Annotated in this window: 24 protein-coding genes; 11 read left to right on the top strand and 13 right to left on the bottom strand. The window is 64.6% G+C overall.

Features of this window, described 5'->3' with window-relative positions; all coding sequences use genetic code 11:
• The first annotated feature begins 47 nt into the window (after positions 1 to 47).
• From VPH40_RS03680 to VPH40_RS03700, 5 genes are all read left to right on the top strand, one after another.
• A complete protein-coding gene (locus tag VPH40_RS03680) occupies positions 48 to 902 on the top strand; it encodes an undecaprenyl-diphosphate phosphatase (RefSeq protein WP_099667861.1) in 855 nt (284 codons plus the stop codon).
• A gap of 179 nt (positions 903 to 1081) precedes the next feature.
• Positions 1082 to 1651 carry a manganese efflux pump MntP gene (mntP, locus tag VPH40_RS03685; protein ID WP_070218395.1) on the top strand — a complete coding sequence of 190 codons (570 nt, stop codon included), beginning with the start codon at positions 1082 to 1084 and terminating at the stop codon, positions 1649 to 1651.
• A 101-nt stretch (positions 1652 to 1752) separates the two neighbouring features.
• Positions 1753 to 1959, top strand: a complete 207-nt coding sequence (locus VPH40_RS03690; protein ID WP_289904861.1) for a hypothetical protein — start codon at positions 1753 to 1755, stop codon at positions 1957 to 1959.
• Positions 1960 to 2186: 227 nt separating this feature from the next.
• On the top strand, positions 2187 to 2516 hold the full coding sequence (locus VPH40_RS03695; RefSeq protein ID WP_289914654.1) for a hypothetical protein: 330 nt from the start codon (positions 2187 to 2189) through the stop codon (positions 2514 to 2516).
• A 71-nt stretch (positions 2517 to 2587) separates the two neighbouring features.
• Complete coding sequence (locus VPH40_RS03700; RefSeq protein ID WP_328572692.1) at positions 2588 to 2833, top strand: hypothetical protein; 246 nt, start codon at positions 2588 to 2590, stop codon at positions 2831 to 2833.
• Positions 2834 to 2846: 13 nt separating this feature from the next.
• Here the strand turns inward: VPH40_RS03700 and VPH40_RS03705 are convergent, their stop codons facing one another.
• A complete protein-coding gene (locus VPH40_RS03705) occupies positions 2847 to 3068 on the bottom strand; it encodes a hypothetical protein (protein ID WP_099667857.1) in 222 nt (73 codons plus the stop codon).
• Positions 3069 to 3212: 144 nt separating this feature from the next.
• Here VPH40_RS03705 and VPH40_RS03710 point away from each other — a divergent pair, with 144 nt between their 5' ends.
• On the top strand, positions 3213 to 3929 hold the full coding sequence (locus VPH40_RS03710; protein ID WP_328572693.1) for an SOS response-associated peptidase: 717 nt from the start codon (positions 3213 to 3215) through the stop codon (positions 3927 to 3929).
• On the opposite strand, the gene VPH40_RS03715 is transcribed toward VPH40_RS03710, so the two are convergent.
• The 8 genes from VPH40_RS03715 to queE form a co-directional block, all read right to left on the bottom strand.
• Positions 3926 to 5104, bottom strand: a complete 1179-nt coding sequence (locus tag VPH40_RS03715) for a DUF418 domain-containing protein (protein ID WP_328572694.1) — start codon at positions 5102 to 5104, stop codon at positions 3926 to 3928. The two genes, VPH40_RS03710 and VPH40_RS03715, sit on opposite strands and share 4 nt — an antisense overlap.
• Before the next feature lie 14 nt (positions 5105 to 5118).
• Complete coding sequence (ldcA, locus tag VPH40_RS03720; RefSeq protein ID WP_328572695.1) at positions 5119 to 6036, bottom strand: muramoyltetrapeptide carboxypeptidase; 918 nt, start codon at positions 6034 to 6036, stop codon at positions 5119 to 5121.
• Between the two features lie 37 nt (positions 6037 to 6073).
• The gene (locus VPH40_RS03725) at positions 6074 to 6991 is read right to left on the bottom strand and encodes an alpha/beta fold hydrolase (protein ID WP_099667853.1); all 918 of its coding nucleotides are present in this window, start codon (positions 6989 to 6991) and stop codon (positions 6074 to 6076) included.
• 163 nt (positions 6992 to 7154) lie between these two features.
• Entirely contained in the window at positions 7155 to 8309 is a 1155-nt protein-coding gene (locus VPH40_RS03730; RefSeq protein ID WP_328572696.1) for a hemin-degrading factor, read from the bottom strand.
• A 61-nt stretch (positions 8310 to 8370) separates the two neighbouring features.
• The gene (locus VPH40_RS03735; RefSeq protein WP_328572697.1) at positions 8371 to 10734 is read right to left on the bottom strand and encodes a TonB-dependent hemoglobin/transferrin/lactoferrin family receptor; all 2364 of its coding nucleotides are present in this window, start codon (positions 10732 to 10734) and stop codon (positions 8371 to 8373) included.
• Positions 10735 to 10979: 245 nt separating this feature from the next.
• The gene (gene tadA, locus VPH40_RS03740; RefSeq protein ID WP_328572698.1) at positions 10980 to 11489 is read right to left on the bottom strand and encodes a tRNA adenosine(34) deaminase TadA; all 510 of its coding nucleotides are present in this window, start codon (positions 11487 to 11489) and stop codon (positions 10980 to 10982) included.
• Positions 11482 to 11928, bottom strand: coding sequence for a 6-carboxytetrahydropterin synthase QueD (gene queD, locus VPH40_RS03745; RefSeq protein WP_035819191.1), 447 nt, complete (start codon positions 11926 to 11928; stop codon positions 11482 to 11484). The genes tadA and queD overlap by 8 nt, the downstream gene beginning before the upstream one ends.
• A 10-nt stretch (positions 11929 to 11938) precedes the next feature.
• The gene (queE, locus tag VPH40_RS03750; RefSeq protein WP_328572699.1) at positions 11939 to 12574 is read right to left on the bottom strand and encodes a 7-carboxy-7-deazaguanine synthase; all 636 of its coding nucleotides are present in this window, start codon (positions 12572 to 12574) and stop codon (positions 11939 to 11941) included.
• A gap of 288 nt (positions 12575 to 12862) precedes the next feature.
• Between queE and VPH40_RS03755 the strand changes: the two genes are divergently transcribed.
• The 4 genes from VPH40_RS03755 to VPH40_RS03770 all read left to right on the top strand — a co-directional run bounded on the left by VPH40_RS03755 (position 12863) and on the right by VPH40_RS03770 (position 20504).
• Entirely contained in the window at positions 12863 to 13762 is a 900-nt protein-coding gene (locus tag VPH40_RS03755) for a sensor histidine kinase (protein WP_328572700.1), read from the top strand.
• 101 nt (positions 13763 to 13863) lie between these two features.
• On the top strand, positions 13864 to 14850 hold the full coding sequence (locus tag VPH40_RS03760; RefSeq protein WP_328572701.1) for a sensor domain-containing diguanylate cyclase: 987 nt from the start codon (positions 13864 to 13866) through the stop codon (positions 14848 to 14850).
• Positions 14851 to 15111: 261 nt separating this feature from the next.
• A complete protein-coding gene (locus tag VPH40_RS03765) occupies positions 15112 to 17976 on the top strand; it encodes a M16 family metallopeptidase (protein WP_328572702.1) in 2865 nt (954 codons plus the stop codon).
• Between the two features lie 170 nt (positions 17977 to 18146).
• Complete coding sequence (locus VPH40_RS03770; RefSeq protein ID WP_328572703.1) at positions 18147 to 20504, top strand: M28 family metallopeptidase; 2358 nt, start codon at positions 18147 to 18149, stop codon at positions 20502 to 20504.
• Between the two features lie 15 nt (positions 20505 to 20519).
• On the opposite strand, the gene VPH40_RS03775 is transcribed toward VPH40_RS03770, so the two are convergent.
• Together VPH40_RS03775 and VPH40_RS03780 are read right to left on the bottom strand one after the other, a co-directional pair.
• Positions 20520 to 20774 (bottom strand): hypothetical protein, encoded by a 255-nt coding sequence (locus tag VPH40_RS03775; RefSeq protein WP_328572704.1) that lies wholly within the window; start codon positions 20772 to 20774, stop codon positions 20520 to 20522.
• A gap of 20 nt (positions 20775 to 20794) precedes the next feature.
• Positions 20795 to 21580 carry a DNA/RNA non-specific endonuclease gene (locus VPH40_RS03780; protein WP_099667845.1) on the bottom strand — a complete coding sequence of 262 codons (786 nt, stop codon included), beginning with the start codon at positions 21578 to 21580 and terminating at the stop codon, positions 20795 to 20797.
• Between the two features lie 227 nt (positions 21581 to 21807).
• On the opposite strand from VPH40_RS03780, the gene VPH40_RS03785 reads away from it, so the two are divergent.
• The gene (locus VPH40_RS03785) at positions 21808 to 22335 is read left to right on the top strand and encodes an SRPBCC family protein (protein ID WP_077404908.1); all 528 of its coding nucleotides are present in this window, start codon (positions 21808 to 21810) and stop codon (positions 22333 to 22335) included.
• A gap of 76 nt (positions 22336 to 22411) precedes the next feature.
• Here VPH40_RS03785 and VPH40_RS03790 read toward each other — a convergent pair whose 3' ends face one another.
• Together VPH40_RS03790 and VPH40_RS03795 are read right to left on the bottom strand one after the other, a co-directional pair.
• Positions 22412 to 23425 (bottom strand): response regulator, encoded by a 1014-nt coding sequence (locus tag VPH40_RS03790; RefSeq protein ID WP_251348576.1) that lies wholly within the window; start codon positions 23423 to 23425, stop codon positions 22412 to 22414.
• The gene (locus VPH40_RS03795; protein WP_099667842.1) at positions 23418 to 24515 is read right to left on the bottom strand and encodes a hybrid sensor histidine kinase/response regulator; all 1098 of its coding nucleotides are present in this window, start codon (positions 24513 to 24515) and stop codon (positions 23418 to 23420) included. The genes VPH40_RS03790 and VPH40_RS03795 overlap by 8 nt, the downstream gene beginning before the upstream one ends.
• Position 24516 lies beyond the last annotated feature (1 nt).

Here is a 24516-nt window from a genome sequence, read left to right on the forward strand (position 1 = left end):
CGGGTAAAATCGGCGACCCTTATTCCCCCCGCCGAGTACAGATACCCATGAGTTTTTTACAACTATTTATTCTTTCCATCGTCCAGGGCTTCGCCGAACTGCTGCCCGTGTCCAGCTCCGCCCACGTCATCATGGCGGAAAAACTGATGGGCCTGGACCCGACGTCGCCGGAGCTGACCATGCTGCTGGTGATGCTGCACACGGGCACCATGTTCGCCGTCATCGTGTATTTCTGGAAATCCTGGCGCGCCACGTATTTCAGCTCGGCCACTGCCTTCCGCAGCAATGCCTTGCTGCTCGTGGCCGCCACGGCCCTGACGGGCATCGTCGGCTTCGGCTTGCTGAAAGGCATTACGCACGTCATGAGCAAGGATGCGCCGGGCTTTGAAATCGAGCACCTGTTCGGCAACGCAAAACTGATGGCCGCCGCCCTGGCCGCCGCAGGCGTGCTGATCATTGTGTCCTCGCGCCTGCAGGCGCGCCAGCATGGCACCTTGTCCATCGGCAAGGCGATGGTGATCGGCGCCGTGCAGGGACTGTGCCTGCCCTTCCGGGGCTTTTCCCGCTCGGGCGCCACCATTTCCGCCGGCATCGCCATGGGCGTGCCGCAGCGCCGCGCCGAGGAATTCAGCTTCGCCCTGGCCGTCGTGCTGACGCCGGCCGTGCTGGTCAAGGAAGGCTGGCGCTTCTACCAGGCCGTGGCAAACGGCAGCCTCGATCATCTGGAACACGGCAACAGCCTGCTGCACCTGCTCGGCCCCAGCCTGCTGGGCATGCTGCTGTCGTTCCTGGCCGGCTTGCTGGCCCTGCGCTGGCTGTCGCGCTGGCTGGAACAGGGGCGCTGGCATTTCTTTGGCGCCTATTGCCTGCTGGCCTCCTTGGTGGTGCTGTACGTAGGGTAAAATCGCCGGGTTTGCGTTAAACGCCTATAAAACCTACTGCGCGTCGTGATTTACGGCCTGCGATGCTCACTGTACCTGCGTACAGTTGCGCTTCTCGACCGCAACTCCCTTCCGCTCGCTACGGTTTTCTTCGGCGTTGTTGCTTTATTATCCCAGCCAGGTTTTACTGAAAGCCAACGATGAATTTCGCCGCCACCGCCGCCCTCTCGCTTGCCATGTCCACCGATGCCTTCGCGGCCGCCGTGGGCAAGGGCGCAGCCCTGCACAAGCCGCAATGGCGCGAAGCGCTGCGCACGGGGCTGATCTTTGGCGTCATCGAAGCCATCACGCCCATCATCGGCTGGGCCCTGGGCAGCGTGGCCGCGCCCTACGTGGAAGCGTGGGACCACTGGATCGCCTTCAGCCTGCTGGGCATCATCGGCTTGCTGATGATACGCAATGCCCTTTCCGATGCCGACGAGGAAGAGGCGCCGGCCCAGTCGCACTCGTTCTGGGTGCTGGCCGTGACGGGCCTGGCCACCAGCATCGACGCCATGGTGGTGGGTGCGGGCCTGGCTTTGCTGGGCGCCAACATCGTCGTGACGGCCGCCGCCATCGGCTTTTCCACCTTCGTCATGGTCACCCTAGGCGTGATGCTGGGCCGCGTGCTGGGCACGGTGGCGGGCCGGCGCGCCGAGCTGGTGGGCGGCCTGGTGCTGATCGTCATCGGCTGCGTGATCCTGTACGAGCATATCGGCCATCCGGCCTGACGCCGGGCAAGGCCTGCGCACGCCATGGCCGGCGGCGCAGGCGACGCGCCACTTTGTGCTACATTCAAGGCTCTGCATTCCTGTCCCGCAAGGTGACCATCATGGAAACTCTTGAGCTGCTTTTTGCCTCGCTGGTGCGCGAAACGGCCGAATCGATACGCGACCACCACGTACCTTTTGCCATCAAGCACGACGAGCGCGCCTATTTCGAGTGGATGGATGGGCATCCAATCGATGGCTACATCCAGGAAGCGTATCGGGAAATCGAGGAGACAGCCCAGCAGATCCGTGCCATCCGCGCTGGGTGATGACGGCGGCCGCAAGCTACTGCGCGGGCGGCTTTGCGGCTGGCGATGCTCACCGCACGTCAGTGCGGATGCGCTTCTCAGCCACACATCCGCTCCGCTTGCGACAAGCGCCGAGACCTGCGGTGAATCGTGGCTTGAAATGGCGGTCTTGATTCAGATCAAACACTCTGCTGTTCCTATCGAATTGATGGCCCAATGCCGTGACAATGGAATTGGAGGCGGGAGACATGGATCAGGAACAAAAACACCAGATCAGGGGTTATGAATTTCATGTGACGGGGGCGCTGGAGAAGGATGGGCGCTACCGGGGCATGATCTTGATCAGCAAGCGCGGCGATACCTTGCAGGCGTATGCCAAGCCCGTGCTGATTGAAACGCCGAGCAGTTTCAAATCCGTGCATGCGGCCTTGATCGAGGCCTCGGCGTACGCCCAGGAACTCATCTATAACGGCGCCATCAAGGCGCTGCTGCCGGCCGAGGCGCCGCTCGCGGACACGCAGGCCGGTACACAGGCTGGTACGCAGGCGCCGCAGCCGCCGGATTTCGTCGGCAACTGACGCCGGCAAGCCAAACCAGCGCCCCGGGCGCGCGTATAATGACGCGCTTTCCCGGATGAAAACGCAAAACCATGGAATATGTGAACTTGCCGCTGGTCTTCCTCGTCGGCTGCGCCCTGATTGCCTTGCTGGCCAAGAAGAATGGCTATTCGTGGTACCTGTTTTTCTTCGCCATCGCCGTGCCCGCTCCCCTGTTGCTGCTGGCCTTGCCCCATGTGGTGGGCGTAGAGGCCGCTTCGCTGACCTCCGTCCGGCTGGGCACCGCCCTGCTGTTCCCCGTGGCCGGCTTGCTGCTGGCCCTGCGGCGAAAACACTGACCCAAAAGCGGTCTCAGCGTGCAGGCACGCCATCGGCCAGACGCCAGCCGACGGACAGCGCCAGTTGCTGCGCCTCTTTTTCATTGCTGCAATCGTCGTAATCGCAGGTGTCCGCATATGCGCCGCACGCCTGGTTCTGGCTGACATACGAGCCGACCCAGCGGCCATCGCGGCGCTGGCTGGCCGTGGCGCTGATGGTAAAACCTTTGTGGATGGTGGGATTTTCAAAAGGCATAATTCCTCCGATGCAAGAAGCGTCAGGGACCTGACTGGCTTCCACTGTGCGCCTTGCGGCCGCCCACGTCTGTACGTTTGACCACACTCACGAAAAGGGCGCGCGCCGCGCTCGCGCCGGCAGGCGATCGGGTATGATTTCCACATGTGTGGACGATTCGATCAAAATGACACGGCGCGCGTGCTGGCGTCATCCTTCGGCTGGACCGACGCGGTGTTCGACAGCGAGGCGGAACCGCACCTGAACGTCTCGCCCGGCACCTACCGCCCCATCCTGCACATCCAGGATGGCGTGCACCGGGTCGACGATGTCTTCTGGGGCTACCGGCCCGCCTGGGCCGCCGCGGCCGTGCCCGCTCCCGGCAAGAAAAAAATCCCCATCGCCATCAATGCACGCCTGGAAAAGCTCGCCGGCGCCTACTGGAAACCCTTGCTGCGCGCGGGGCGCGGCATCGTCTGCGTTTCCGGCTGGTATGAATGGACGGGCGAGAAAGGCGGCAAGCAGCCGTGGCACATCCACCGCAAGGACCGCGCGCCCCTGTTCCTGCTGGCGCTGGCCCAGTTCGGTCCCTACAAGGTCAATCGGGAAGAAGCGGGCTTCGTGCTGGTGACGGCCGACAGTCTGGGCGGCATGGTCGATATCCACGACCGGCGCCCCGTGGCCGTCAGCCGGGAAGACGCGCACCGCTGGCTGGACCCCGCCCTGACACCCGAGCAGGCGCTGCACCTGGCGCGCACCTGCATGCTCGACGTGGACTTGTTCGAATGGCATGCCGTCGACAATCCGCTGGTGCCGTCCGCCAAGGCCAAGGCGCCGCCGCCGGCCGCGGCGCAAAGTACATTCGACTGGGGTACGGATTAAGGCAGGCGCGCCAGGCGGCGCCAAAGCGCTTCCATGGGACCTTGCCTGAAATGGCGCAGCCAGTAGCGGCTCAGCAGCACCTGCCCCGCCATCATCACGACCGCCAGGCCCAGCATCTCGGCGGGACGCAGTGTTGCGCCCCAGCCCAGGCCCGGCCCCTGCAGCAGCCAGGTGCCGATCAGCGATTGCAGCAGGTAATTGCTCAGCGCCATGCGTCCCACGGGCGCCAGCCATGCACCGAGCCAGCGCAGCATGAAGGGACCGGCCAGCATCAGCGCGGCCACATAGCCGGCCGCCAGCACGGGGCCGCCGGCGAACAGGCCCACTTCGAACAGGGCCGTGTCAAACACGGTTTGATACGGATCGGCCACCTGCCACGCGACGGCCCCTGCCGCCAACAGGTTGAACGGCAAGCCCGCGCCCAGTCCCACGGCACGCACCCGGCGCCACAGGCGCTGGTGGCGCTGCGGCTGCGTCAGCCAGCCGAAACGCACGGACAAGATGCCCAGCAAGAACAGCACGATGATATGCGGCAGCATGACGGCCGAGTACAGCAAGGACACGAGGAAATCGTTGGCGCGCAGCCTGGCGACGGCCCATGCACCGCCCTGCGTATAGACCGCGTAGCGCTCCGCAAAGGCTTGCAGGTCGCGCGCGATGTCCGGCGCGCCGCCCTGCTGGCCCACAGGAATCAACAGGCACATGAATAATAGAAATCCGGCCGCCACCAGCCAGGCGCGGTTGCGCACGCGGCTGAGCCTGGCGGACAGCAGGGGCAGGATCAGCATGCCGGCGACGGCATACGAGGTCAGCACGTCACCGCTCCAGATGCAGAAGCCGTGCAGCAGGCCGAACACGAGCAGCCAGCGCAAACGGCGCCGGTAAGCCGCTTGCGCCGCCTCCCAGCTACCCAGCTGGCGCCGCAGGGAACGTGTCTGCAGGGCAAAACCGGCGCCGAACAGAAAGGCGAAGATGGGGTAAAACTTGAATTGCGCCAACGCCGCCACGCCAAAAATGACGAGCTGGTCGAGCACGGGCGGCTGCGCCGGCAAAGTGCCGTAGCGCAAGGACAGGCTGCCCCAGGCGAACGACCAGATATTCACCAGCAAGATGCCAAACACGGCGATGCCGCGCAGCACATCGAGCTGCAGCAGGCGTCCGGGCTTGGCGCCCACGGAGTGCAGGACGTTCAGGGGCGCGCCAGGGTCGGGTAATCGCCCACCTGCAGGCTGAAACCGGACGCATCCGATTGCAGCCGCGCCTGGCCGCCGAACGGCAAGGTGACGCGGCGGCGGATGTGGCCGAATTCCAGTCCCGTCAGCACGGGCACGGGCAGGCGCTCGCGCACGTAGGCCAGCATGGCGTCGACATCGTAGCCCTTGTCCATCGGGCTCAGTTTATAGCCGGAAAAGTCGCCGAGCACGACCGCTTGCTGGCGCTGGATCACGCCCGCGTGCAGCAGTTGCAGCAGCATGCGCTCGACCCGGTACGGGTGTTCGTTGACGTCTTCCAGGAACAGGATGCCGCCATCGATCTGGGGGAAATACGGCGTGCCCAGCAAGTGAACCAGCATGGCCAGGTTGCCGCCCCACAGTTGCCCGCTCAGCTCGACCTGCGGATTGCCCGCCGCCGCGCCCGTAACCGTGTGCGTGGGACCGGCCAGGCACGACCACAGTTGATCCAGCGTAAATTGCTCGGGCTCGTCGCGGATGAAATCGTCACAGATCATGGGGCCGGCAAAGCTGGCGCGGCCCGTTTTTGCCAGCAAGCCCATGTGGAAGGCCGTGAAGTCGCTGTAGCCGACAAACAGCTTGCCGCTGTCGGCCATGCGGTCGAAATCGATGTCGGGCAGGATGCGGCTGATGCCATAGCTGCCGCGCAAGGCGATCACCACCTGCACGGCCGGGTCGGCGGCGGCCGCGTTCAGCTGCGCCAGGCGGCCCGCATCCGTGCCGCCGAAGCGCTGGAATGTGTGCTCGGGGTCGTAGTAATTGTGGACGGTGGCGCCTTGCGCCTGCAAGCGGGCGATGCCGCGCGCCAAAGCCGCCTCGTCGGGCGCACAACCGCCCGGCGCGACGATGGCGATGCCAATCTCAGGTGTCTTCAAAATATGCCTGGCTAGTCAAGTGGTGGGCGCGCCTGGCTCAAGCTGGCTGGGAGCGCATCTGGGGCGCCATCTTACCTTGCAGATGCACATCGATCAAGGCGAGCAGGCGCTCGATCAGCTGGGGCGGCATGTCGTGCCCCATGCCTTCGATCACTTCCAGCCGGGCGCCGGGGATCAGCGCCGCCGTATCGATGCCGCAGGCGACGGGGATCAAGGGGTCGGCCGCGCCATGGATCACCAGCGCCGGACAACTGATGCTCGGCAGCAAGGCCGTACGCTCGCCCGAGGCGGCGATCGCCACCATTTGCCGCGCCACGCCTTCGGGGCAACTACCCCGCTGCAGCGCCGCTTCGATGCGCTGGTACAGCAGTTTTTCCGACACGGGATAGGCGGGACTGCCGATCACGCGCACGGTGGCGGCCATGTGCGCCATCAGTTCGGCGCGGCTGGCGTTGCGTTTCGGTCGTTGCAACAGCGCATTGCGCGCGGCCCGCGTGGGGCCGGGCAAGCCGCGCCGGCCGCTGCTCGACATGATGGACGTCAGGCTGAGCACCTGCAGCGGCGCGCGCGCCGCCATCACTTGCGCGATCATGCCGCCCATCGACACGCCGATCACGTGCGCCTGGGCAATCCGCAGGGACGCCAGCAAGCCCAGCGCGTCGTCCGCCATGTCATCGAGGGTGTAGGAAGTCTTGAGGGGCCAGCCCAGCAGGTTTTTCACGTAGGCCAGCGGCAGATACGGCTTGCCCGCCAGCGCCATCTTGCTCGACAGGCCGCTGTCGCGGTTGTCGAAACGCACCACCCGGAAGCCTTGCTCGACGATGCCTTCGACGAAGTCCGCCGGCCAGGCAATCAGTTGCATGCCCAGGCCCATGACCAGCAGCACGCACGGGTCATCGGGGTTGCCGTGGCTCTCATAAGCTATGTTGAGGCCGTTCGCCATGATGGTTGCCATGATTGCCTCTCTTCAGGAACCAGCACGCAGGCACGATCGCTGCGGCCTTGCAATCAGCATACCACTATTGTGCTTCAGACATGAGACCGGCACGCGGTACACAAGCTGAAGTGTTGCCGCGCCGGTACGGCGCGCGGCAACCGTGCAGAATCATCGCTACTGCTTACTTGGCCTTCGGCAAGGAATCGGCCAGGTCCACCCAGCTTTGCGGCTGCGGTTTGCCGCGCTCGCGCACGCCGAAGAAGGAGACCACTTGCGTGCCGTCGTTGTCGAAGAACTCGACGGAAGTGACGCCGCCGCGCTTGACGATCCAGCCGCTCCGCAGGGCCGTGTCGCGGATGTGCAGGTTGAAGTCCGGGTCCAGCACGTTGAAGAAGCCGCCGGCGGCCATGGTTTTCCCGATCTTGCCGCTATAGATCTGCGTCAAGCCTTCATTGCCCAGGAACACCATGATGGCGACCTTGTCCTTGGCCGCGTTTTCCAGCAGGGTGCGCAGCGCCGCTGGCGTCACGCGTTCGACCACGCCGACCGGCGCCAGGCGCAGGGCCTGTTCGCGCGACAGGTGGAATTCGCGCATGATTTGCGCAAACTGGTGCACGTCCGTCATGTCTTTCCAGGCCAGCTGGAATTCCTTGACGTCGATCTCGGCATCCGGCTTTTCCGCCGCTTTCGGCGCCACGGCCAGCACGTTCAGCTCCGCGCTTTGCTGGGGCATGCGGAAGGTGGCCACCAATTTATCGTAGACGGCCACGCCCGGCTCGTTGCGCAGGTAGATCTTGTGCACGGCCGTGCCGTTGGCGTCGAAGAATTGCAGGCTGCGCGTCGGCTTGCCATCGCGGCCGGCTTGTTCTACCGCAAATGCGTATTTCCAGTTTTCAAAGTGGAAACGCAGGTCGATCTGGCCGCCCAGGTAGCCGCCCGCGATATTGCGCTGGCGCGCTTCCGTTTCCGGGTCCTTGGCGTCGGCCTGCTCGGACTTGTCGCCCGCCTGCTTGAATTTGCTGGCGACGCCCGTCGTTTCGATGACGCCGTTTTCATTGCGCGTGATCGCTTGCACGATGCCCAGGTCCAGCGCGGCGCGCATGATTTCGCGCGGCTGGTTGCCGTCGGCCTGCAGGCGCGTGACGCCCTTGCCGATGTTGGTTGCCAGCAATTGCGCTTCTGATACACCCAGCGCGCGCGCCGCGTCGCGGATCTGCAGCTTCGGCTGCTCCGTGCGCAAGGTGGACCAGCGTTCCGCCAAAGTGGCTGGGGCCGCGTATGCGTTTGCGATCAGCAGGCTGCCTAGCAGGGATAGAACGAGTTTGGATAACTTCATAGAGAGACCATTCAATCAAACATGGAAAAAAAGAGGGGCAAGCACCCCTCCCCGGTAAAAATCAATAGTTGACGCTGAGGCTGGCGGCGACGTTGCGGCCCGGCTTGGCGTAGCGCTCGATCTCCAGGCGGCTGGCAGCCGTGGTGCCGGCGGCCAGGCTGCGCGCGGCGGCATAATCCCAGTACTTGCGATCCGTCAAGTTGTACACGCCAACGATGATCTTGGCGTTCTTGTGCACGTTCCAGTAGGTCGACAGGTCGAAGATGGTGTACGACGGCACCTTGAAGAGCGGCGCGGTCCCGCCCATCAGCAAATCGTTCGGCGCCTGTTTCTCGCCGGCATGCAGCGCCGTCAATTCCAGGCCGAACAACTTGTTCGTATGGTCATAGCCGAAGGTCAGCGCCGTCTTGGCCGGCGCCACCGAGGCCAGGCCGCCGCTCTCGCCCGTCAGGGTATTGAAGGAGCGGCCCTTGGCCACGCCCGTGGCCAGGTCGACGCGGTAGCCCTGCATGGCCGGCAACCAGGCGCCCAGCTCCGCGCGCAGGCTCAGCTCGGCGCCCCAGGTGCGCGCATTGCCGATGTTTTCCGGACGGAACAGGCCCAGGGTGAGGGTCGGGTAATTCACCGGATCCAGCTCTTGCGCCACGTACTCGATCATGTTCTTGTACTCCGTCTGGTAGACGGACGCCTGCATGCTCAAGCCCCTGGTCACGTCGCCTTTCAGCCCCAGTTCATATGCCTTGCTGGTTTCCTTGCCCAGATTCGGATTGCCCAGCACGGCATAGCCATTGCCCGTGCCCGTATAGCTGATGGAATCATAGGTACCCGTGCGTTCGATCGCCGTCGGCAGGCGCGTGCCGCGCGTGAACGTGGCGTAGGCTTGCATTTGCGGCAGCACTTCCACGGACAGGCTCAGGCTCGGCGTGAAGTAGGAATCGCTCTCCTTGCGCACTTCCTTGGCCGCATTCGGCACGCCGATCAGGTAGTTCTGCAGGTTTTTCGGCTCCAGCTTGCGGTAGTCGGCACGCAGGCCCGGCGTCAGCACGGCTTTCTTGCCGCCCAGGTCGAAACTGAGGTCGTCGCGCACGTACAGGGCCAGCTTGGTGGCATCCATGTCGGCCATGCGGTTCTTGCGCGTGATCTGGTGCTCGCCCGTGGCGATGAGGGTGCGGTCTTCCATCCAGGGCCGGCGCGATTTGGCCTGTTCCAGCTGCACGCCGTACAGCAGCGCGTTGTCCGCGTTGAGCTGCTTGAACGCTTCCGAGGTCAGGCCGATGCTGTCATTCTTGAAGCTGGTGTCGATGGCGCGCTGAGAGTTGCCGCGGTAGACATAGCGGCCCTTGCTCTTGTCCTCGATCTTCGCATTCTGCAGGTAGACTTTCGAGGTCAGGCGGTCGAACAGGGCGAAATCCTTCAGCACCACCTCGTGGCCCAGGCTGACGCGGGTGCGCTTGGTGGTGGAATCCTGCTGCACGCCGTCCGGGTACATGGCGCTGACTTTATTGTTGAGGTCGCGCTTGTTCTTGCGTTCGAACATGTCGACCGTCAAGTCCAGCTTTTGTTCGCCCGGCAAGGCCCACACGAGCTTCGACAGCAAGGCGTTCGAATGCCAGTCATCCGGGTTGACGGTGGCGCTGCCGCGGCTGTCCAGCTGCTCGCCATCGCGGTGCACGTACACGGCCAGGCCTTGCAGACTGGCGCCGATCTTGGCGGCGCCCGTCAGGGTGTGCGCATTGCTGCGGTCCACCGTGGCGCGGCCGTATTTATACGCCACGTAATGGTCCACCCCGTCGCCCAGGTAATCTTCGGGCGACTTGGTGATGAAGGCCACGCCGCCGCCCAGGCCGGGATTGGCGCCGCTGACGGCCGTCGTGCCCGAATCGATGCGCACTTCGCGGAAAGTTTCTGGATCAAAATAATCGCGGCCCATGCCGAAGGCGTTCATGTTACTGCTGTCCGGCTTGGGTGCCGCGTCGGGCAGGGAAATGCCGTCGAGTTCCAGGCTGACCCGGTTGCCTTCCAGGCCGCGAATGTTGTAACCGGTATTGCCCGCGCCATCCCACATGCCGCCGCCGCCCGAGGCCGCCATTGACGTGCTGATCAGCGGCTGATAGCGCACGACGCCGGCCATGTCCGTCACGTTGCGGCGCTCCAGGTCGTCGCTGCGGATCACCGTCTTGGTGCCTGCGCGGCGCTCGTAATCCTGTTTGGCGTTCACGACGATTTCCGGGAAGACAGGCAGCTTGGCCGGTTCCTGCGCGGCCGTGCCTGCATTGACGGCGGCGTTTTGCGCGGCCACGGGCAGCAGCGGCGCGGCGAACAGGCCCAGCAAGGCTGCGCGCAGCACCAGGTTATGGCGGCGGACAGGCAGGTGAGCTGGGGATACGACGGGTGCAGCGAGGCGCTGCGTAGGCACAGTAGTCATGATGATCCGGTGGAAGAGTAAAGGCTGGCTCTTGAACCCGGATCGATAACGAAAGTGTTAACGATGCATAAGGAAAGTTTGCTGGCGAAAACAATACTGTAACACGAATCATTCTCATTTGAGAATGGCAAAGTGGTCTAGACAGATGTTATTTCGCAACAGTTATAAAAAATGCCAGCCGGGGTGGCTGGCATGGCTGACGCGCGGGACAAGGCCATGGCGGCCCTGCCCTGTCTGGGACGAAATCAGGCCGGAGGATGGGCCAGCTTGCGCGCTTCCGCCTGCGCGCGGCGGCGCTCGGCAAAGAAGCGCTTGAGGAAAGCGCCGCACTCCTCGGCCAGCACGCCGCCAGCGATGGCCGTCTGGTGGTTCAGCGCCGGCTGCTCGAACAGGTTCAGCACGGAACCGCAGGCGCCCGTCTTCGGGTCGCCCGCGCCGTACACGACGCGCGCCAGGCGCGCATGCAGCATGGCGCCCGAGCACATCACGCACGGCTCCAGCGTCACGTACAGCTCGCAGCCGGGCAAGCGGTAGTTGCCCAGCTTTTCGGCGGCCGCGCGCAAGGCCATGACTTCCGCATGCGCCGTGGGGTCGTGGCGGCCGATGGGCTGGTTGTAGCCGACGGCGATGACTACCCCATCCTTGACGACGACGGCGCCGACGGGCACTTCGCCCAGGTCCCATGCGTGCTGGGCCTGTTCCAGGGCCAGTTGCATGTAGCGCGCGTCCTGCGCGCTAGCGTGCGTTTCAGTCATCGGTCACTTCTGCCCAGCAATTCGGCGTTTCATGCAACACCAGCTTATGCAGGTGCAAGCCCGTGCCGAAATGGTCGGTAAATGCGGCTTTCAGGATCTCGAAGGCGATGCGCGCCAGGTTTTCCACGGTCGGAATGCGGTCGATGACGACGGTTTTATGGTCGGGCAGGCTGGCCAGGAAGTCGCGCACGGCCGTATCTTTTTCGTAGACGAGGAAGGCGTGGTCCCACACATCGACCAGGTGCTGCTTGGCCAGGGTTTTCACGTCGGAAAAGTCCATGATCATGCCATTGTCGGAATTGCCTTCCGCTTCGATGACCTTGCCGACCAGGGTGATTTCCACCGTGTAGCGGTGGCCGTGCAGGTTGCGGCACTGGCTTTTGTGGTCGGGAATGCGGTGGCCCGCGTCGAATTCGAGCTTGCGTGTGATAGTCAGCATATTATTTGTTTTAAGGGATTTGCAGGAGTTTATGGGTTTGCAGGCTCAGCTTCCACTTCGGGTTGCTTTTGCATGTTTCGATGGCCAGCTTCATGTTGTGCGCGGCCAGGGGGCCGTCCATCGCCTGCACGAAGAAGTTCTCGAAGTCCAGTTGTTCGTAGGCGGCCAGGTCTTGCTGGAACTGGGGGATGACCACCTTGATTTCATTGCCTTTGTGCACCACCAGGGTGGAACCCATCTTCGGGCTGACGCAGATCCAGTCCACGCCGGACGGCACGGGCAAGGTGCCATTGGTTTCGATGGCGATGGTAAAGCCGACCGCGTGCATGGCGTCGATCAGGGCCGTGTCCAGTTGCAGCAGCGGTTCGCCGCCCGTAAACACCACGTATTTGCTGGGCGCGTAGCTGGCGGGCCACAGGCTGTCGATCAGCGCGGCCAATTCCTGCGGCGTCTTGAACTTGCCGCCCAGTTCGCCGTCCGTGCCGACGAAATCCGTGTCGCAGAACTGGCACACGGCCGTGGCGCGGTCGCTTTCGCGGCCCGTCCACAGGTTGCAGCCGGAAAAGCGGCAAAACACGGCCGGACGGCCCGCGTGCGCACCTTCGCCCTGCAGGGTATAAAAAATCTCTTTGATGCTATAAGTCACTGTATTTCCTAAGAGCTGGCTGGCGTCATCGCGCAGGGCGAACGCATCGGGGCTGGCGCGTGGCGCCGTTACCGCAAAAGCCGATTGACAACCCTCTATTATATGCCGCCACGACACTTCCCGTGCAAATGCCGTGCCCGCCGCCTGCCGCTGCGGCGTCCGGGGCCGGAAATCGACATGGGCAGGCATAACTGCGCGGCTTTTGCGTTTAGACAATGTAAATGATCCCAAGTTAATATATTTTCTGTAAGAACATTGCCTGATGGAAAACATTAAGGGAGCATGGACATGCCGCAACGCTGGCTACGCCCGCCGTACCGCCTGAGTATTCTGGCTTGCCTGGCGGCGGCCGCACTCGCGGCCCTGCACGCCAGCCATGCCGCCGGGCCGATGCAGCCGGCCGGCACGCCCTCCCCCTTGATGCTGGCCTGTGCCGTGCTGCTCGGTGCGCTGGCGCTGCTGCTGTGGCGCCAGCGCCGCCTGGCGCTGCGCCTGCAGGCACTGGAACAGCTGCGCGCGGAGGCGGAACAGGCGCGCCTGGCCGGCGAACAGCACAAGGCCCGCGCGCAGGAACGCCTGCGCATCGGGCGCGACATCCACGACGACCTGGGCCAGCATCTGCTGACCCTGAAAATCGACCTGGCCATGCTGCAGACAAGCACGCACGACGCCGCCCCCTTGCTGGCGCGCCAACTGGACATGATGGCGCGCAATATCGACCTCAGCATCGCGGCGCTGCGCTGCGTCATCCACGACCTGCGCCCGCCCGCCCTCGACGCGGGCCTGCAAGCGGCGTGCGACGGCTTGCTGGCCGATTTCAAGCGCACCACGGGCATCGATTGCAGCTGCGACTACCGGCTCGACGCCGCCGCCGGCAGCGCGCACGGCCCGCTGCTGTATCACGTGCTGCAGGAAGCGCTGGCGAACATCGCCCGCCATGCGCGCGCCACGCATGTCCAGCTGAGCCTGCAGCAAGCGGGGGCCACCCTGGCATGCCGCATCAGCGATGACGGCGTCGGGCTGTCGGGCTCGCCACCGCGCCTCGGTTGCGGCCTGTCCGGCATGCATGAGCGCGTGGCCGCCGCCGGCGGCAGCCTGCACATCGAAAGCCGCAGCGGCGCCGGCACAACCTTGCGCCTGTCCCTGCCGCTGGCCGCCTGCGAGGAGGCGCCGCTGCTGCACGACTGATCGTGGCGCCATAAATATTGCTCAATATCAACACCTTCCGCCCCGCTGCGCTGCATCATGGCCAACGAGCCAGCCCCATTCACCCCAAGAAGGATGCTTACATGCCGGATAGCCATGCTCATGCCAGCGCATCGCCCTGCGATGCAGCCCAGGGTTTTGCCGTCAAGATGATGGAATTGCTGGTGGTGCCCACCTTTGTCCTCGACGTGCATGGCCAGGTCATGATCTGGAACCGCGCCTGCGAGCAGCTGACGGGCGTGCCGGCGGCCGAAGTGCTGCGCACGCGCGAGCCGGGCCGCTGCTTCTACAACGACGAGCGCCCCACCCTGGCCGACCTGCTGCTGGCCGGGCGCGGCGGCGACGTGCGCGCGCTGCACGCCCAGCAGCAATACCGCAGCAGCACGGGCGGCAATCTGTGCGCGGAAAACTGGTGCGACATGCCGCGCACGGGGCGGCGGCGCTACCTGGCCGTCGATGCCAGCCCCATCTATGGCAATCACGACGAGCTGATCGCCGTCGTCGAAACCCTGCGCGACATGACGGATGAAAAACGCGCGCACGTGGAGCTGGAACGCCTGGCCACGCGCGACGGCCTGACGGGCCTGGCAAACCGGCGCTGCTTCGACGACACCATCCTGGCCGAGTGGCAGCGCGCCCAGCGGCAGGGCCAGGCCCTGTCGCTGCTGATGGTCGACGTCGACAATTTCAAGGAATACAACGACAGCCACGGCCACCAAGGCGGCGACCTGTGCCTGCGCAAGGTGGCCGGCGCCGTGGCCAGCGAAATGCGCACGAACGACCTGGTGGCCCGCTATGGCGGCGAAGAATTTGCCGTCATCCTGCCGAACCAGTCGCTCAAGGGCGCGGCCATCGTGGCCGAACGCATCCGCCAGCGCGTGGAACGGCTGCGACTACCGCGCAAGCGTCCCGACGGCGCCTGCGTCACCGTCAGCATCGGCGCCGCCACGGCCCTGCCCGGCCCCGGCACGGAACTGGGGCAGCTGATCCACACGGCCGACTGCGCCCTGTACCGCGCCAAGCACCTGGGCCGCAACCGCATCAGCCTGCCGGAAACGACGCTCACGTAGGCAGCCAGGACATCGCACGCGGCGACGTGGTATCCGAAGAAGACTCCCTGTCCCGCCTCGACCAGGATTGACATGACGCCGTGCACGACGTCGTGCACATCCGCATGTTCCTGCCCACCAAACGCGACTTCCTCGCCCACTTGACGGCGCGCATCCTGCGGCCCGACTGTTAGCCCCTATGCAGGGCGGCACGAATATTCTATGCTGCGGCGTTGCACTTTCATAACATCCAAAAAAGAAGGAGCCTTCGTGTCAAGAATCATGCCCGCTTTATTACCCGCTTTCGCCCTGGCCTTGTCGGCCATGGCCTCGTCGAACCTGGGCGCCGCGCCCGTCAAACCGGCCGCCGCCCATGGCGCCGCGGCCAGCAAGGCCGATCTGCTGCCATTCAAGGCGACGGAAAAGACCTTGCCCAACGGCTTGAAAATCATCATCGTGCCGACCGGCTTCCCGAACCTCGTCTCGCTGCAGATTCCCGTGCAGACGGGTTCGCGCAACGAAGTCGAGCCGGGCAAGTCCGGTTTCGCCCACTTCTTCGAACACATGATGTTCCGCGGCACCAAGGCGTATCCGCCAGAGAAATACCAGGAAGTCATCACCCGCGCCGGCGCGCGCCAGAATGCGTATACGAGCGACGACCTGACCAATTACCACACGACGTTTGCCAAGCAAGACCTGGAAACCGTGCTGAAGGTGGAAGCGGACCGCTTCCAGCACCTCGACTATGCGGAAGACGCGTTCAAGACGGAATCGCGTGCCGTGCTGGGCGAATACAACAAGAACAGCGCCAATCCCGTGTCGAAACTGTTCGAAGTGATGCGCGACAGCGCCTACACGACGCATACCTACAAGCACACGACGATGGGTTTCATTCAGGACATCGAAGACATGCCGAACCAGTACGCGTATTCGAAGCTCTTCTTCGACCGCTGGTACCGTCCCGAGCGCACCACCATCATCATCGCCGGCGACGTGGAACCGCAGCAAGCGATCGCGCTGGTGGAAAAGTACTGGAGCAGCTGGCAGCGCGGCAAGCAGCAGGCGGCCGTGCCCGTGGAACCAAAGCCGCGCGGCCCCGTCTACAAGCATGTGGCCTGGCCCACGCCGACCCTGCCGTGGGTGGCCGTGGGCTTCCACGCGCCCGCGTTTTCCGTGAAGGACAAGGACCAGGCCGCGCTGGCGACCCTGCTGTCGCTGTCGTTCGGCCGCACCTCGCCCCTGTACAAGCGCCTGGTGCAGAACGAGCAAAAGGTCGACCAGTTGTTCGACATGACGCCGGACCGGGTCGACCCGACCCTGGCCGTGCTGGGCGCGCGCGTGAAAAACATCGACGACGCCGTCTACGTGCGCGACGCCATCCTGGCCACCGTGGCGCGGCTGCGCGACACGCCAGTCAGCGACAAAGACCTGGCGGACGCCAAGTCGGCGGAAAAATACGGCTTGATCCGCTCGCTCGACAACACGGAACAGATCGCCGGCACCCTGGCGTCCTTCGTGCATTTCGACCGCTCGTATGCCACCATCAACCAGTACTACCGCCTGATCGATACGCTCACGCCGGCCGACCTGCAGGCGGCCGCGCGCAAATACCTGACGGACGAGGGCCTGGTGGTGACGACCCTGTCGCACCAGCCGATGGCCGCCGCCATCGCCGCCACGCCGACGCTGGCCAGCCTGCTGCCGGCCGCCCCGACGGCGAAGTTCGACGTGCTGGTGCAAAAGTCGGCGCTGCCGCAAATCCGCTACAAACTGCTGTTTACGGCAGGTTCCGCGCAAGACCCGCAAGGCAAGGAAGGCCTGGCCGCGCTGACGGCGTCCATGGTGGCGTCCGGCGGCTCGTCCGAGCGCAAGATCGACGAAGTCAACCAGGCCCTGTTCCCGCTGGCCGGCAGTTTCAGCCAGCAGACGGACAAGGAAATGACGACGTTTACGGGTTCCATCCACCGGGATAACTGGACCCAGTTCAACGCCATCGCCCTGCCGCTGCTGCTCTCGCCCGGTTTCCGCGAAGACGACTTCCGCCGCCTGAAGGATGCGCAAAAGAACGCGCTGCTGCTGGACCTGAAGGACAACAACGAAGAGGAATTCGCCAAGGAACGCCTGCAAACCAATGTGTATGCGGGCACGCCGTATGGCCACCCCGTGCTGGGCACGGTCGCCGGCATCGACGCCATCACCCTCGACGACGTGAAACAGTTCTGGAAGAGCGCGTATGCGCAAGGCGCCGTCAAGGTCGGCATTTCCGGCGACGTGTCGGATGCCATGACGTCCTCGCTGACGCAGGCGCTGGCAAGCTTGCCGGCCGGCCCGGGCTTGCCCGCCACCGTGAAACCCGCGGGCCGCAAGGCGCAGGGCCTGGAAGTGGAAATCATCGAGAAAAACACGCGCGCCACGGCCATTTCCTTCGGCTTGCCGCTGGACGTGACGCGCACGCACCCGGACTTCCCCGCCCTGTGGCTGGCGAAGACGTGGCTGGGCGAGCACCGCGCCTCGAATTCCTACCTGTACCAGCGCATCCGTGAAATCCGCGGCATGAACTATGGCGATTACGCGTACATCGAAGCCTTCCCGCGCGGCATGTACCAGTTCTTCCCGAACCCGAACCTGGGCCGCAAGGCGCAGCTGTTCGAAATCTGGATCCGCCCCGTGGCGCCGGACAACGCCCATTTCGCCCTGCGCGTGGCACTGACGGAACTGGGCAAGCTGGTCGACAACGGCTTGACGCAGGACGATTTCGCCACCACGCGCGACTACCTGATGAAGAACGTCTTCGTCATGACGTCGACGCAGGACCAGCAACTCGGTTATGCGCTCGATTCGCAATGGTATGGCACGCCGGAATTTACCAAGCTGATGCGTGATGGCTTGTCGAAACTGACGCTGGCCGACGTCAACCGCGCCATCCAGCAGCACCTGTCGGCGAAGAACCTATCCGTGGTGATCGTCGCCAAGGATGCGGCCGGCTTGAAGGATAAGCTCGTCAGCGACGCGTTCTCTCCCATCAAGTACGACGGCAACAAGCCGCAGGCGCTGCTCGATGAAGACAAGGTCATCGGCGCGATGAAGCTGGACATCAAGCCGGCGGCCGTCACCGTCACGCCGGCGGCACAGGCCTTCGCCAGGTAAGTTTGTGCCAGATCAACCTCGTCCGGTGCAGCTTGCCGGATGGGGTTGGTCTGGCATTCGGCGCGGCCAAACCCGCCTTCATTCCGCAAATCCCGGCCTTGGTCGGAAAGTAGCATCTTGGCAATCTGGTTTTCCCCATACTGTTTTTCGACTCTTCCCGAGTGAAAACCATGACAAGGACAACCATGCACCTGTTCCATCCCCACCTTTACGCCACCTGCTTCCTCGCCGCTGCCGCGCTGCCGGGTACCCTGTACGCGCAAGCGCCGGCCCTCGCCGGACAGTGGCAATTCCAGACGGCGACGGGCACGACCACGACGAATGGCGTCGAGGTCGACCTGATCGACACGGGCATCCTCGACATCAGCGAAGAGCAAGGCGGCTTGCGCGCGACGATCGCGTGGCTCGACGAAGGGGGCCAGCTCACGCCGCCCCGCACGGTCGACGGCACGGCCGGCCCCGCCGGCGCCGTCTTCCGGCATGGCGGCAAGCGCGTCAGCATGGGGCGCAACGGCAAGGAAATCAGCACCGACGTGACGATACGCTGGACCCTGCAAGCCAAGGGCAACGTGCTGAGCGGCGAGCGCCTGGTCGAAACCGATGAGAACGAACCCAAGCCCGTGACCGGTACGCGGCTCAAGGAACGCTATGTGCCGCCCGCGCTGCCGGCCGCAGCGCTGGCGACGGCGGCAAGCGGCGCCGCGCGCGGCCCTTCCACGCCGGCCGAGCGCGCGCGCGTGGTGCAGATGGCGAACGAGGCGCAGCGCGATCCCCTGGCCGTGCAACAGCGCGACGGCGCCTGGCTGGGCGCATGGATAGAAGCGATTCCCGACTTCACCTTACCGGCCAGCGCGCTGGAAAGCTGGCTCTCCATCGCCAGCCGGCCGGCCATCCGCGAGGCAACGGTCTTTCAATACCTGGCCAGCGCGATGGCCTTCCAGATCGAACACCCGGAGCAGGCTGGGCAGCAGAGCGCCAGCGACCTGGCGGGCATGCAGGGCGTGCTGCGCGCCTACGAAACCCTGTTGCGCCAGGATAAGCTGAACCGTTCCGCGAAGCTGGATGCGGCGCTGGCGGCGCGCCGGCAAGACAGGCTGCCCGCCTTCCTCGCCACGCTGTCCGGCAGAAATGCCGGCATCGAAGCCGCCACGTCGCCATCCAGCGACGCCACTGCGCGCCGGATCGTGGCGCTGGGTACCGGCGAGCCGCGCGCGATGGACTGGCTCGACATCCTGAGCAACCGCTTCGGCGGCCGCATGGCCGGCAGCGACGCCTACACGCATGCGGCGCAATGGGCGCGCATGCAACTGCGGCAATGGGGTGTGCAAGCGGAGCTGGAAGAAGCGGGCCAGGTGCCTGTCGGCTTCAACCGCGGCCCGTGGTCGGGCAAGATGCTGGCGCCCGAGGAACAGCCGCTGCGCCTGGCGACGCCCGCCTACTCGGCCGGCACGCGTGGCGTACAGCAGGGCCTGGCCATGATGGGACCGGCCACCCTGGAAGAGGCGCAGGCGCGCGCCGCGCAATTCAAGGGCAAATGGGTGCTGATCGGCGGTGAAAACGGGGGCGGCGGGCGCGATGGCAGCACCATCCACCAGCCCAGGGCCATCACCCGCGTGCTGATGCAGGCGGGCGCCCTCGGCACCATCCAGTCCGGCGAAGAACCGCTGTATGCCGCCAGCGCCGCGCCCGCCGCGTGGGCGGCCCTGCCGACCTTGCCCGACATCAAGCTGGCCGCGCCTCAGTACGCCGACATCCGCCAGCGCCTGGCGCGCGGCGAAGCCGTCACCCTGGAGTTTGACGTCCGCAACTGGTTCTATCCGGGCCCGGTGACGTATCACAACGTCGTCGCCCGCATTCCGGGCACGGAAAAGCCGGAGGAAATCGTGCTGATCGGCGCCCACCTCGACAGCTATGACGGCGGCACGGGCGCGGCCGACAATGGCGGCGGCGTGGCCACGATGCTGGAAGCGATGCGCCTCTTGGCGCTCTCCGGGGCGAAGCCGCGCCGCACCATCATGCTGGTGGCCTTCGGCGCGGAGGAAATCGGCCGCAAGGGATCGTTCGCGTTCGCCGAGCGGCATGCGGGGCAATTGGAGCATATCGTCATGATGCTCAACCGAGACGGGCGGCCCGGCGCCATCGACGGCATCGCCATTCCCTCGGCCTGGAAGAGCGTGTTTGGCCGGGTCGAGCTGGCCCTGCAAGACATCCACCCCGTGTTCGGCTTCGCCGCCAGCATCAATGACGTGCCGCGCGACGCCAGCAAGGCGATGAGCGCGCGGGCCGGCAGCGATGACGCCGTCTTCAGCCTGCATGGCGTGCCGACGCCGAAATTTACCGTGCTCGGCGACTTCGACTATGCGCGCGTGCATCACACGGTGCTCGACACCTACGACAACGTGCAGCCTTTCAGCGCGGCGCAGCAATACTCGGCCATCGCCATCGCCTTGACCGCGTATGAAGTGGCGAACGCGCCGGAAGAGATCAACAGGAAAGGCTACTATCGCGCCGCCAAGGCGGCGCCGTAGACCTCCCCGTCAGCGTCACTCGAAGGGATTGGCCACCGACGTCACTTCGGGCGGCGGCAGCTGGTCGGGCAATTCCTGCTTCTCCAGTTGCGCCACCACGTCGCCCAGCAGTTTTTGCAACTGTTTCGCCAGCGCCAGGCCCGGCTTGTCCAGGGTCAGGTCGATGTCGCCGCTGATGCTGATGCGGTCGATGCGGTTTTCGATGCTCAGGCCGCCGATCTCCAGCACATCGCTTTCATTGGCGTACGGGACGAATTTCTTTGCGCACATGGGATTTCCTTTCAAAGGGATTATTTTTTCGACTTGCTATTGATCTTGGGCAAACTCAGCATGCGCAACTTTTGCTGGCGCGTCAGCGACGGTAACAGATCGATGCCTATCCTGTCTTCCAGTTGCGCAATGCTCAGCACTTCATACGCCTTGGTATCGACGTTTTCAATGAAGTAGGCGGCGCCGGCGCGCTGGCGCGGGCTGTACACGGCCTTGTACAGATGGCTGGGCACAATGACTCTTCCCACCTTGCGCAGGTTGCCGCCAATGAAAGCCGGGCCCGTGATCACGTACAGGTCGCCCTCTTTCTTCGCCATCTTGCGCACGGCGCCCTCGATGCCGGCCCACACATAGCGGTTGTTGCGCGCATCCTGCGGCACCATGTTGGCCAGGGTAAAGCTGTCGCGCTGGCTCTGGCGGTCCGGCATGTCGCCGTTGGGCGCCATGTGGCCACGGTCGAAGCCGCTGCGCGCATAATCGGCCAGCTCGGCGCGCTGGGCGGCGGGCAGCTTGCGTTCGGCGTGGAAGGAATTTTCGCGCGACAAGTCCTGCGCCGCTTCGAGGTTGTTCGCCGTCAAGTGTTCAGCCGACCACAGGGGCGTGCGCGTAATCCCCGAATGCATCACGCCAAACACGTTGTAGCACAGCTCCCTGGTCGCCACGTCCAGCTTGGGGTTGGTGATTTCCGGCTTGCGGCCATCGACGTAGTGGGCGGGACAGGCATCGGCATGCGCCAGGTTCGCGGCAAAGGCGGAAGCCAGCAAGCCGCACGCCAGGGTCAGCCTGGCGATCGATCGTTGAAACATATTTCCCTCTGAAATCTTTGCAGGCCAGCATTCTAGCGGACGGCGGCCCTCGCCACAAACCCGCACAAACCTGGCGTGCGCGGCGGCGAACGGGCGTGCAGGCGGGCGTGCGGGCGGCCCTGTGCAGAGCTGGCGCAAATAAAGGCCAACAGGCCGCGCACAGCCATTCATATCTGCTAAGATTGCCTTGATTCGTTCGCATCGACCATTCAAGATTTGGAGAGCATATGATCAAAAAAACCCTGCTGCTGATCGTTGTCGTCGTCGCCGCCATCCTCGGCTATGCCACCACCAAACCCGACACTTTCAGTGTCCAGCGCGAAATCACCATCAAGGCCCCGCCCGAGAAAATCGCCGCCCTGATCACGGACTTCCACTACTGGGCCGCCTGGTCGCCGTGGGAAAAGCTCGATCCGGCCATGCGCCGCACGTTTACCGGTCCCGCCAATGGCCTGGGCGCGCAATATGCGTGGACGGGCAATGACAAGGTGGGCGCCGGCCGCATGGAAATCACGGAAGCGGCCCAACCCGAACGCACCGTCATCAAGCTGGACTTCCTCAAGCCGTTCGAAAGCCACAACACCACCACGTTTGCCATGACACAAGAGGGCGACAGCACCAAGGTGAACTGGACCATGACAGGTCCCAGCCCTTACGTGAGCAAGGTCATGACGGTCTTCGTCAGCATGGATACCATGATCGGCAAGGATTTCGAGAAGGGCTTGAACAACCTGAAGGCGGCGGCGGAGCGCTAAGCCTTCCCCGTCGCGATGAAAAACAGGGCCGCGCGGCCCTGTTGTCATTGGCGCCGCCCCTTGCGGGGCAGCCGGCTCAGAACTGCTCGATCCAGGCCGCCAGGTGATCCGGCGTGAGCGCCGGTTCAGCCTGCACCACCTTGCCCTGCAAGCCCATTTCCGTTTTACTCAGCTGCAAGGACCAGCCGCGCCGCGCCAGCCACAGCAAGCTGGCCAGCCAGAACGAGTGAATCGCCGAGACGGGCGTGGTGGTGGGCGTTTCCAGGAATTCCGTCAGCAGGCGGCCATCGAGGAACAGTGCCGTGCCGCCCTGGTTTTGCAGCGCCGCGCCGAACACGGGCAGCAGCATGTCGATCGCCTGTTCCACGCCGCGCCCCGGATGCTCGCGCTCGAGCGTGTCGAGCTGCTGGCGCACGGCGGCGGCAAAGGCCGTGCCGCGGAAGGCTTCTGAACTGACCAGGTCGGCATAATCCATCAACAGCCAGTCCGGCTCCGGCGGCGTGACGCCGGCCGTCAGGGCCGCCGACAAATACGCTTCCACGGGCAGCTGCTGTTCCGGACCGGCCAGGCTGGCGCACAACGCGTACAGGCTGCCGATACGGTTGGCGACGGCTTGCCGCTGGCGCACCATCAGCTTTTCGCGCAGCAATTGGGCGTGCTCGTTGCGCAAGCGCGCCAGTTCCAGCGCCTGCTTGAGCTCCATGCGCAGGGCCGCGATATCCCACGGCTTCTGGATGTAGCGGTGGATCTGCCCCTGGTTGACGGCTTCCACCGTGTGCTCGAGCTCGGAATACGCGGTGGTCAGGATGCGCACGATGTGCGGATGGCGGTCCCAGGCGTACGACAGCAGCTCGTTGCCATAGGCGCCTGGCATGCGCTGGTCCGACACCAGCACGGCGATGCGGTCGGCCTGCTCGTCCAGGATGCGCTTGCCCTCCTCGACCGAGGTCGCCGTCAGCACGTCGGCCAGCGGCGCGATGGCGCGCTGGAAGTATTTGAGGGCGTTGGCCTCGTCATCGACATAGAGTATCGTCGGCAAGCCTTGCGCCGGCTCACGCTGAGCCGGTAAACGCAGATTGGCGTCAATCATGCTCGTTCCTTATATGTACTGGAAAATTCAGGGTTACCGTGGTGGAAGTGCCAAACTCGGTGGCGATGTCGAGGTTGCCGCCGAACGACTGCATCATGCGGTGGCAAAACACCATGCCCCAGCCTTTGCCTTCGTCGCCGTTGGCACTGACGGGGTCGATCAACAGCTGTTCGACAATCTCGGGGGCGATGCCGGCGCCATTGTCGCGCACCTTGATGCGGCCGGCGTCGATGCGGATGCCGATCGCCGGATGAGCCTGCTCACCGGCCGAGCGCAAGGCATTCGCCAGCACGGACGATAAAATCAGCGCGACGCAATTGGGGGACTCGGCGATGGAAAAATCGTCGCCCACGTCCACCGTGATGGCGGCGCGCTGGGCCGTGCTCAAGGGATAGCTGTCGAGCAAGGCGGCCAGCAGCTGGCGCGCGCTGCCGGCGCGGCGTCCGCCCTGCATGCCGGGCCCGGCGCTTGCCAGGCGCACCGTGTCGACAAAGCTGGCCAGCACCGACAGGCAATAACGCGCATTGTCGTGCATCAAGGCGGCCGCTTCGCCGATCTCGGCCTGCGGCGCGGATTCCGCCTGCGCGCGCCGGGCGATGCCGCGCGCAAAATTGGCGATGGCCGCCAGCGGCGTGTTCAATTCATGCGCAAGAAACGCCAGCGATTCTTCCATCGCCACCAGGCCCTGGCGGCGCGCGGCGCGCTCGCGTCCCGTCTGCACGGCCAGTTGCAGCGCCGTTTGCATGGCGGCCAGGTCGAGCGGTTTTTCCAGCAGGCGGAACACCGCGCCGCCGTTGATCAGTTCGAGCAGCACATCCTTGTCCGCATACGCGGTGACGAGCATGCAGACGATGTGCGGATAGCGCTGCGCCACTTCCTGCAGCAATTCGCTGCCCAGGCGGTCCGGCATGCGGTAATCGGTGACGAGCACGTCGATCTGGCCGGCCTCGTCTGCCAGCAAGGCCAGCGCCGCATCGACGCTGAGCGCCGTCAGCACGCGGTAGCGGGCCCCGGCGGCGCGCTCGAAATACTTGCAGGCGAGCGCTTCGTCGTCCACGTACAGCACGCTGGCGCGGCTATCGTTATCCATG

Source organism: Janthinobacterium sp. P210005 (genome assembly GCF_036231865.1).
Lineage (GTDB): Bacteria > Pseudomonadota > Gammaproteobacteria > Burkholderiales > Burkholderiaceae_D > Janthinobacterium > Janthinobacterium kumbetense.

Bases quoted from the DNA above. Each gene is read 5' to 3' on its own strand.
- VPH40_RS03680 (WP_099667861.1), top strand. From the start codon at position 48: ATGAGTTTTTTACAACTATTTATTCTTTCCATCGTCCAGGGCTTCGCC.
- mntP (WP_070218395.1), top strand. From the start codon at position 1,082: ATGAATTTCGCCGCCACCGCCGCCCTCTCGCTTGCCATGTCCACCGAT.
- VPH40_RS03690 (WP_289904861.1), top strand. From the start codon at position 1,753: ATGGAAACTCTTGAGCTGCTTTTTGCCTCGCTGGTGCGCGAAACGGCC.
- VPH40_RS03695 (WP_289914654.1), top strand. From the start codon at position 2,187: ATGGATCAGGAACAAAAACACCAGATCAGGGGTTATGAATTTCATGTG.
- VPH40_RS03700 (WP_328572692.1), top strand. From the start codon at position 2,588: ATGGAATATGTGAACTTGCCGCTGGTCTTCCTCGTCGGCTGCGCCCTG.
- VPH40_RS03705 (WP_099667857.1), bottom strand. From the start codon at position 3,068: ATGCCTTTTGAAAATCCCACCATCCACAAAGGTTTTACCATCAGCGCC.
- VPH40_RS03710 (WP_328572693.1), top strand. From the start codon at position 3,213: ATGTGTGGACGATTCGATCAAAATGACACGGCGCGCGTGCTGGCGTCA.
- VPH40_RS03725 (WP_099667853.1), bottom strand. From the start codon at position 6,991: ATGGCAACCATCATGGCGAACGGCCTCAACATAGCTTATGAGAGCCAC.
- VPH40_RS03730 (WP_328572696.1), bottom strand. From the start codon at position 8,309: ATGAAGTTATCCAAACTCGTTCTATCCCTGCTAGGCAGCCTGCTGATC.
- VPH40_RS03735 (WP_328572697.1), bottom strand. From the start codon at position 10,734: ATGACTACTGTGCCTACGCAGCGCCTCGCTGCACCCGTCGTATCCCCA.
- tadA (WP_328572698.1), bottom strand. From the start codon at position 11,489: ATGACTGAAACGCACGCTAGCGCGCAGGACGCGCGCTACATGCAACTG.
- queD (WP_035819191.1), bottom strand. From the start codon at position 11,928: ATGCTGACTATCACACGCAAGCTCGAATTCGACGCGGGCCACCGCATT.
- VPH40_RS03755 (WP_328572700.1), top strand. From the start codon at position 12,863: ATGCCGCAACGCTGGCTACGCCCGCCGTACCGCCTGAGTATTCTGGCT.
- VPH40_RS03760 (WP_328572701.1), top strand. From the start codon at position 13,864: ATGCCGGATAGCCATGCTCATGCCAGCGCATCGCCCTGCGATGCAGCC.
- VPH40_RS03765 (WP_328572702.1), top strand. From the start codon at position 15,112: ATGCCCGCTTTATTACCCGCTTTCGCCCTGGCCTTGTCGGCCATGGCC.
- VPH40_RS03770 (WP_328572703.1), top strand. From the start codon at position 18,147: ATGACAAGGACAACCATGCACCTGTTCCATCCCCACCTTTACGCCACC.
- VPH40_RS03775 (WP_328572704.1), bottom strand. From the start codon at position 20,774: ATGTGCGCAAAGAAATTCGTCCCGTACGCCAATGAAAGCGATGTGCTG.
- VPH40_RS03780 (WP_099667845.1), bottom strand. From the start codon at position 21,580: ATGTTTCAACGATCGATCGCCAGGCTGACCCTGGCGTGCGGCTTGCTG.
- VPH40_RS03785 (WP_077404908.1), top strand. From the start codon at position 21,808: ATGATCAAAAAAACCCTGCTGCTGATCGTTGTCGTCGTCGCCGCCATC.
- VPH40_RS03790 (WP_251348576.1), bottom strand. From the start codon at position 23,425: ATGATTGACGCCAATCTGCGTTTACCGGCTCAGCGTGAGCCGGCGCAA.
- VPH40_RS03795 (WP_099667842.1), bottom strand. From the start codon at position 24,515: ATGGATAACGATAGCCGCGCCAGCGTGCTGTACGTGGACGACGAAGCG.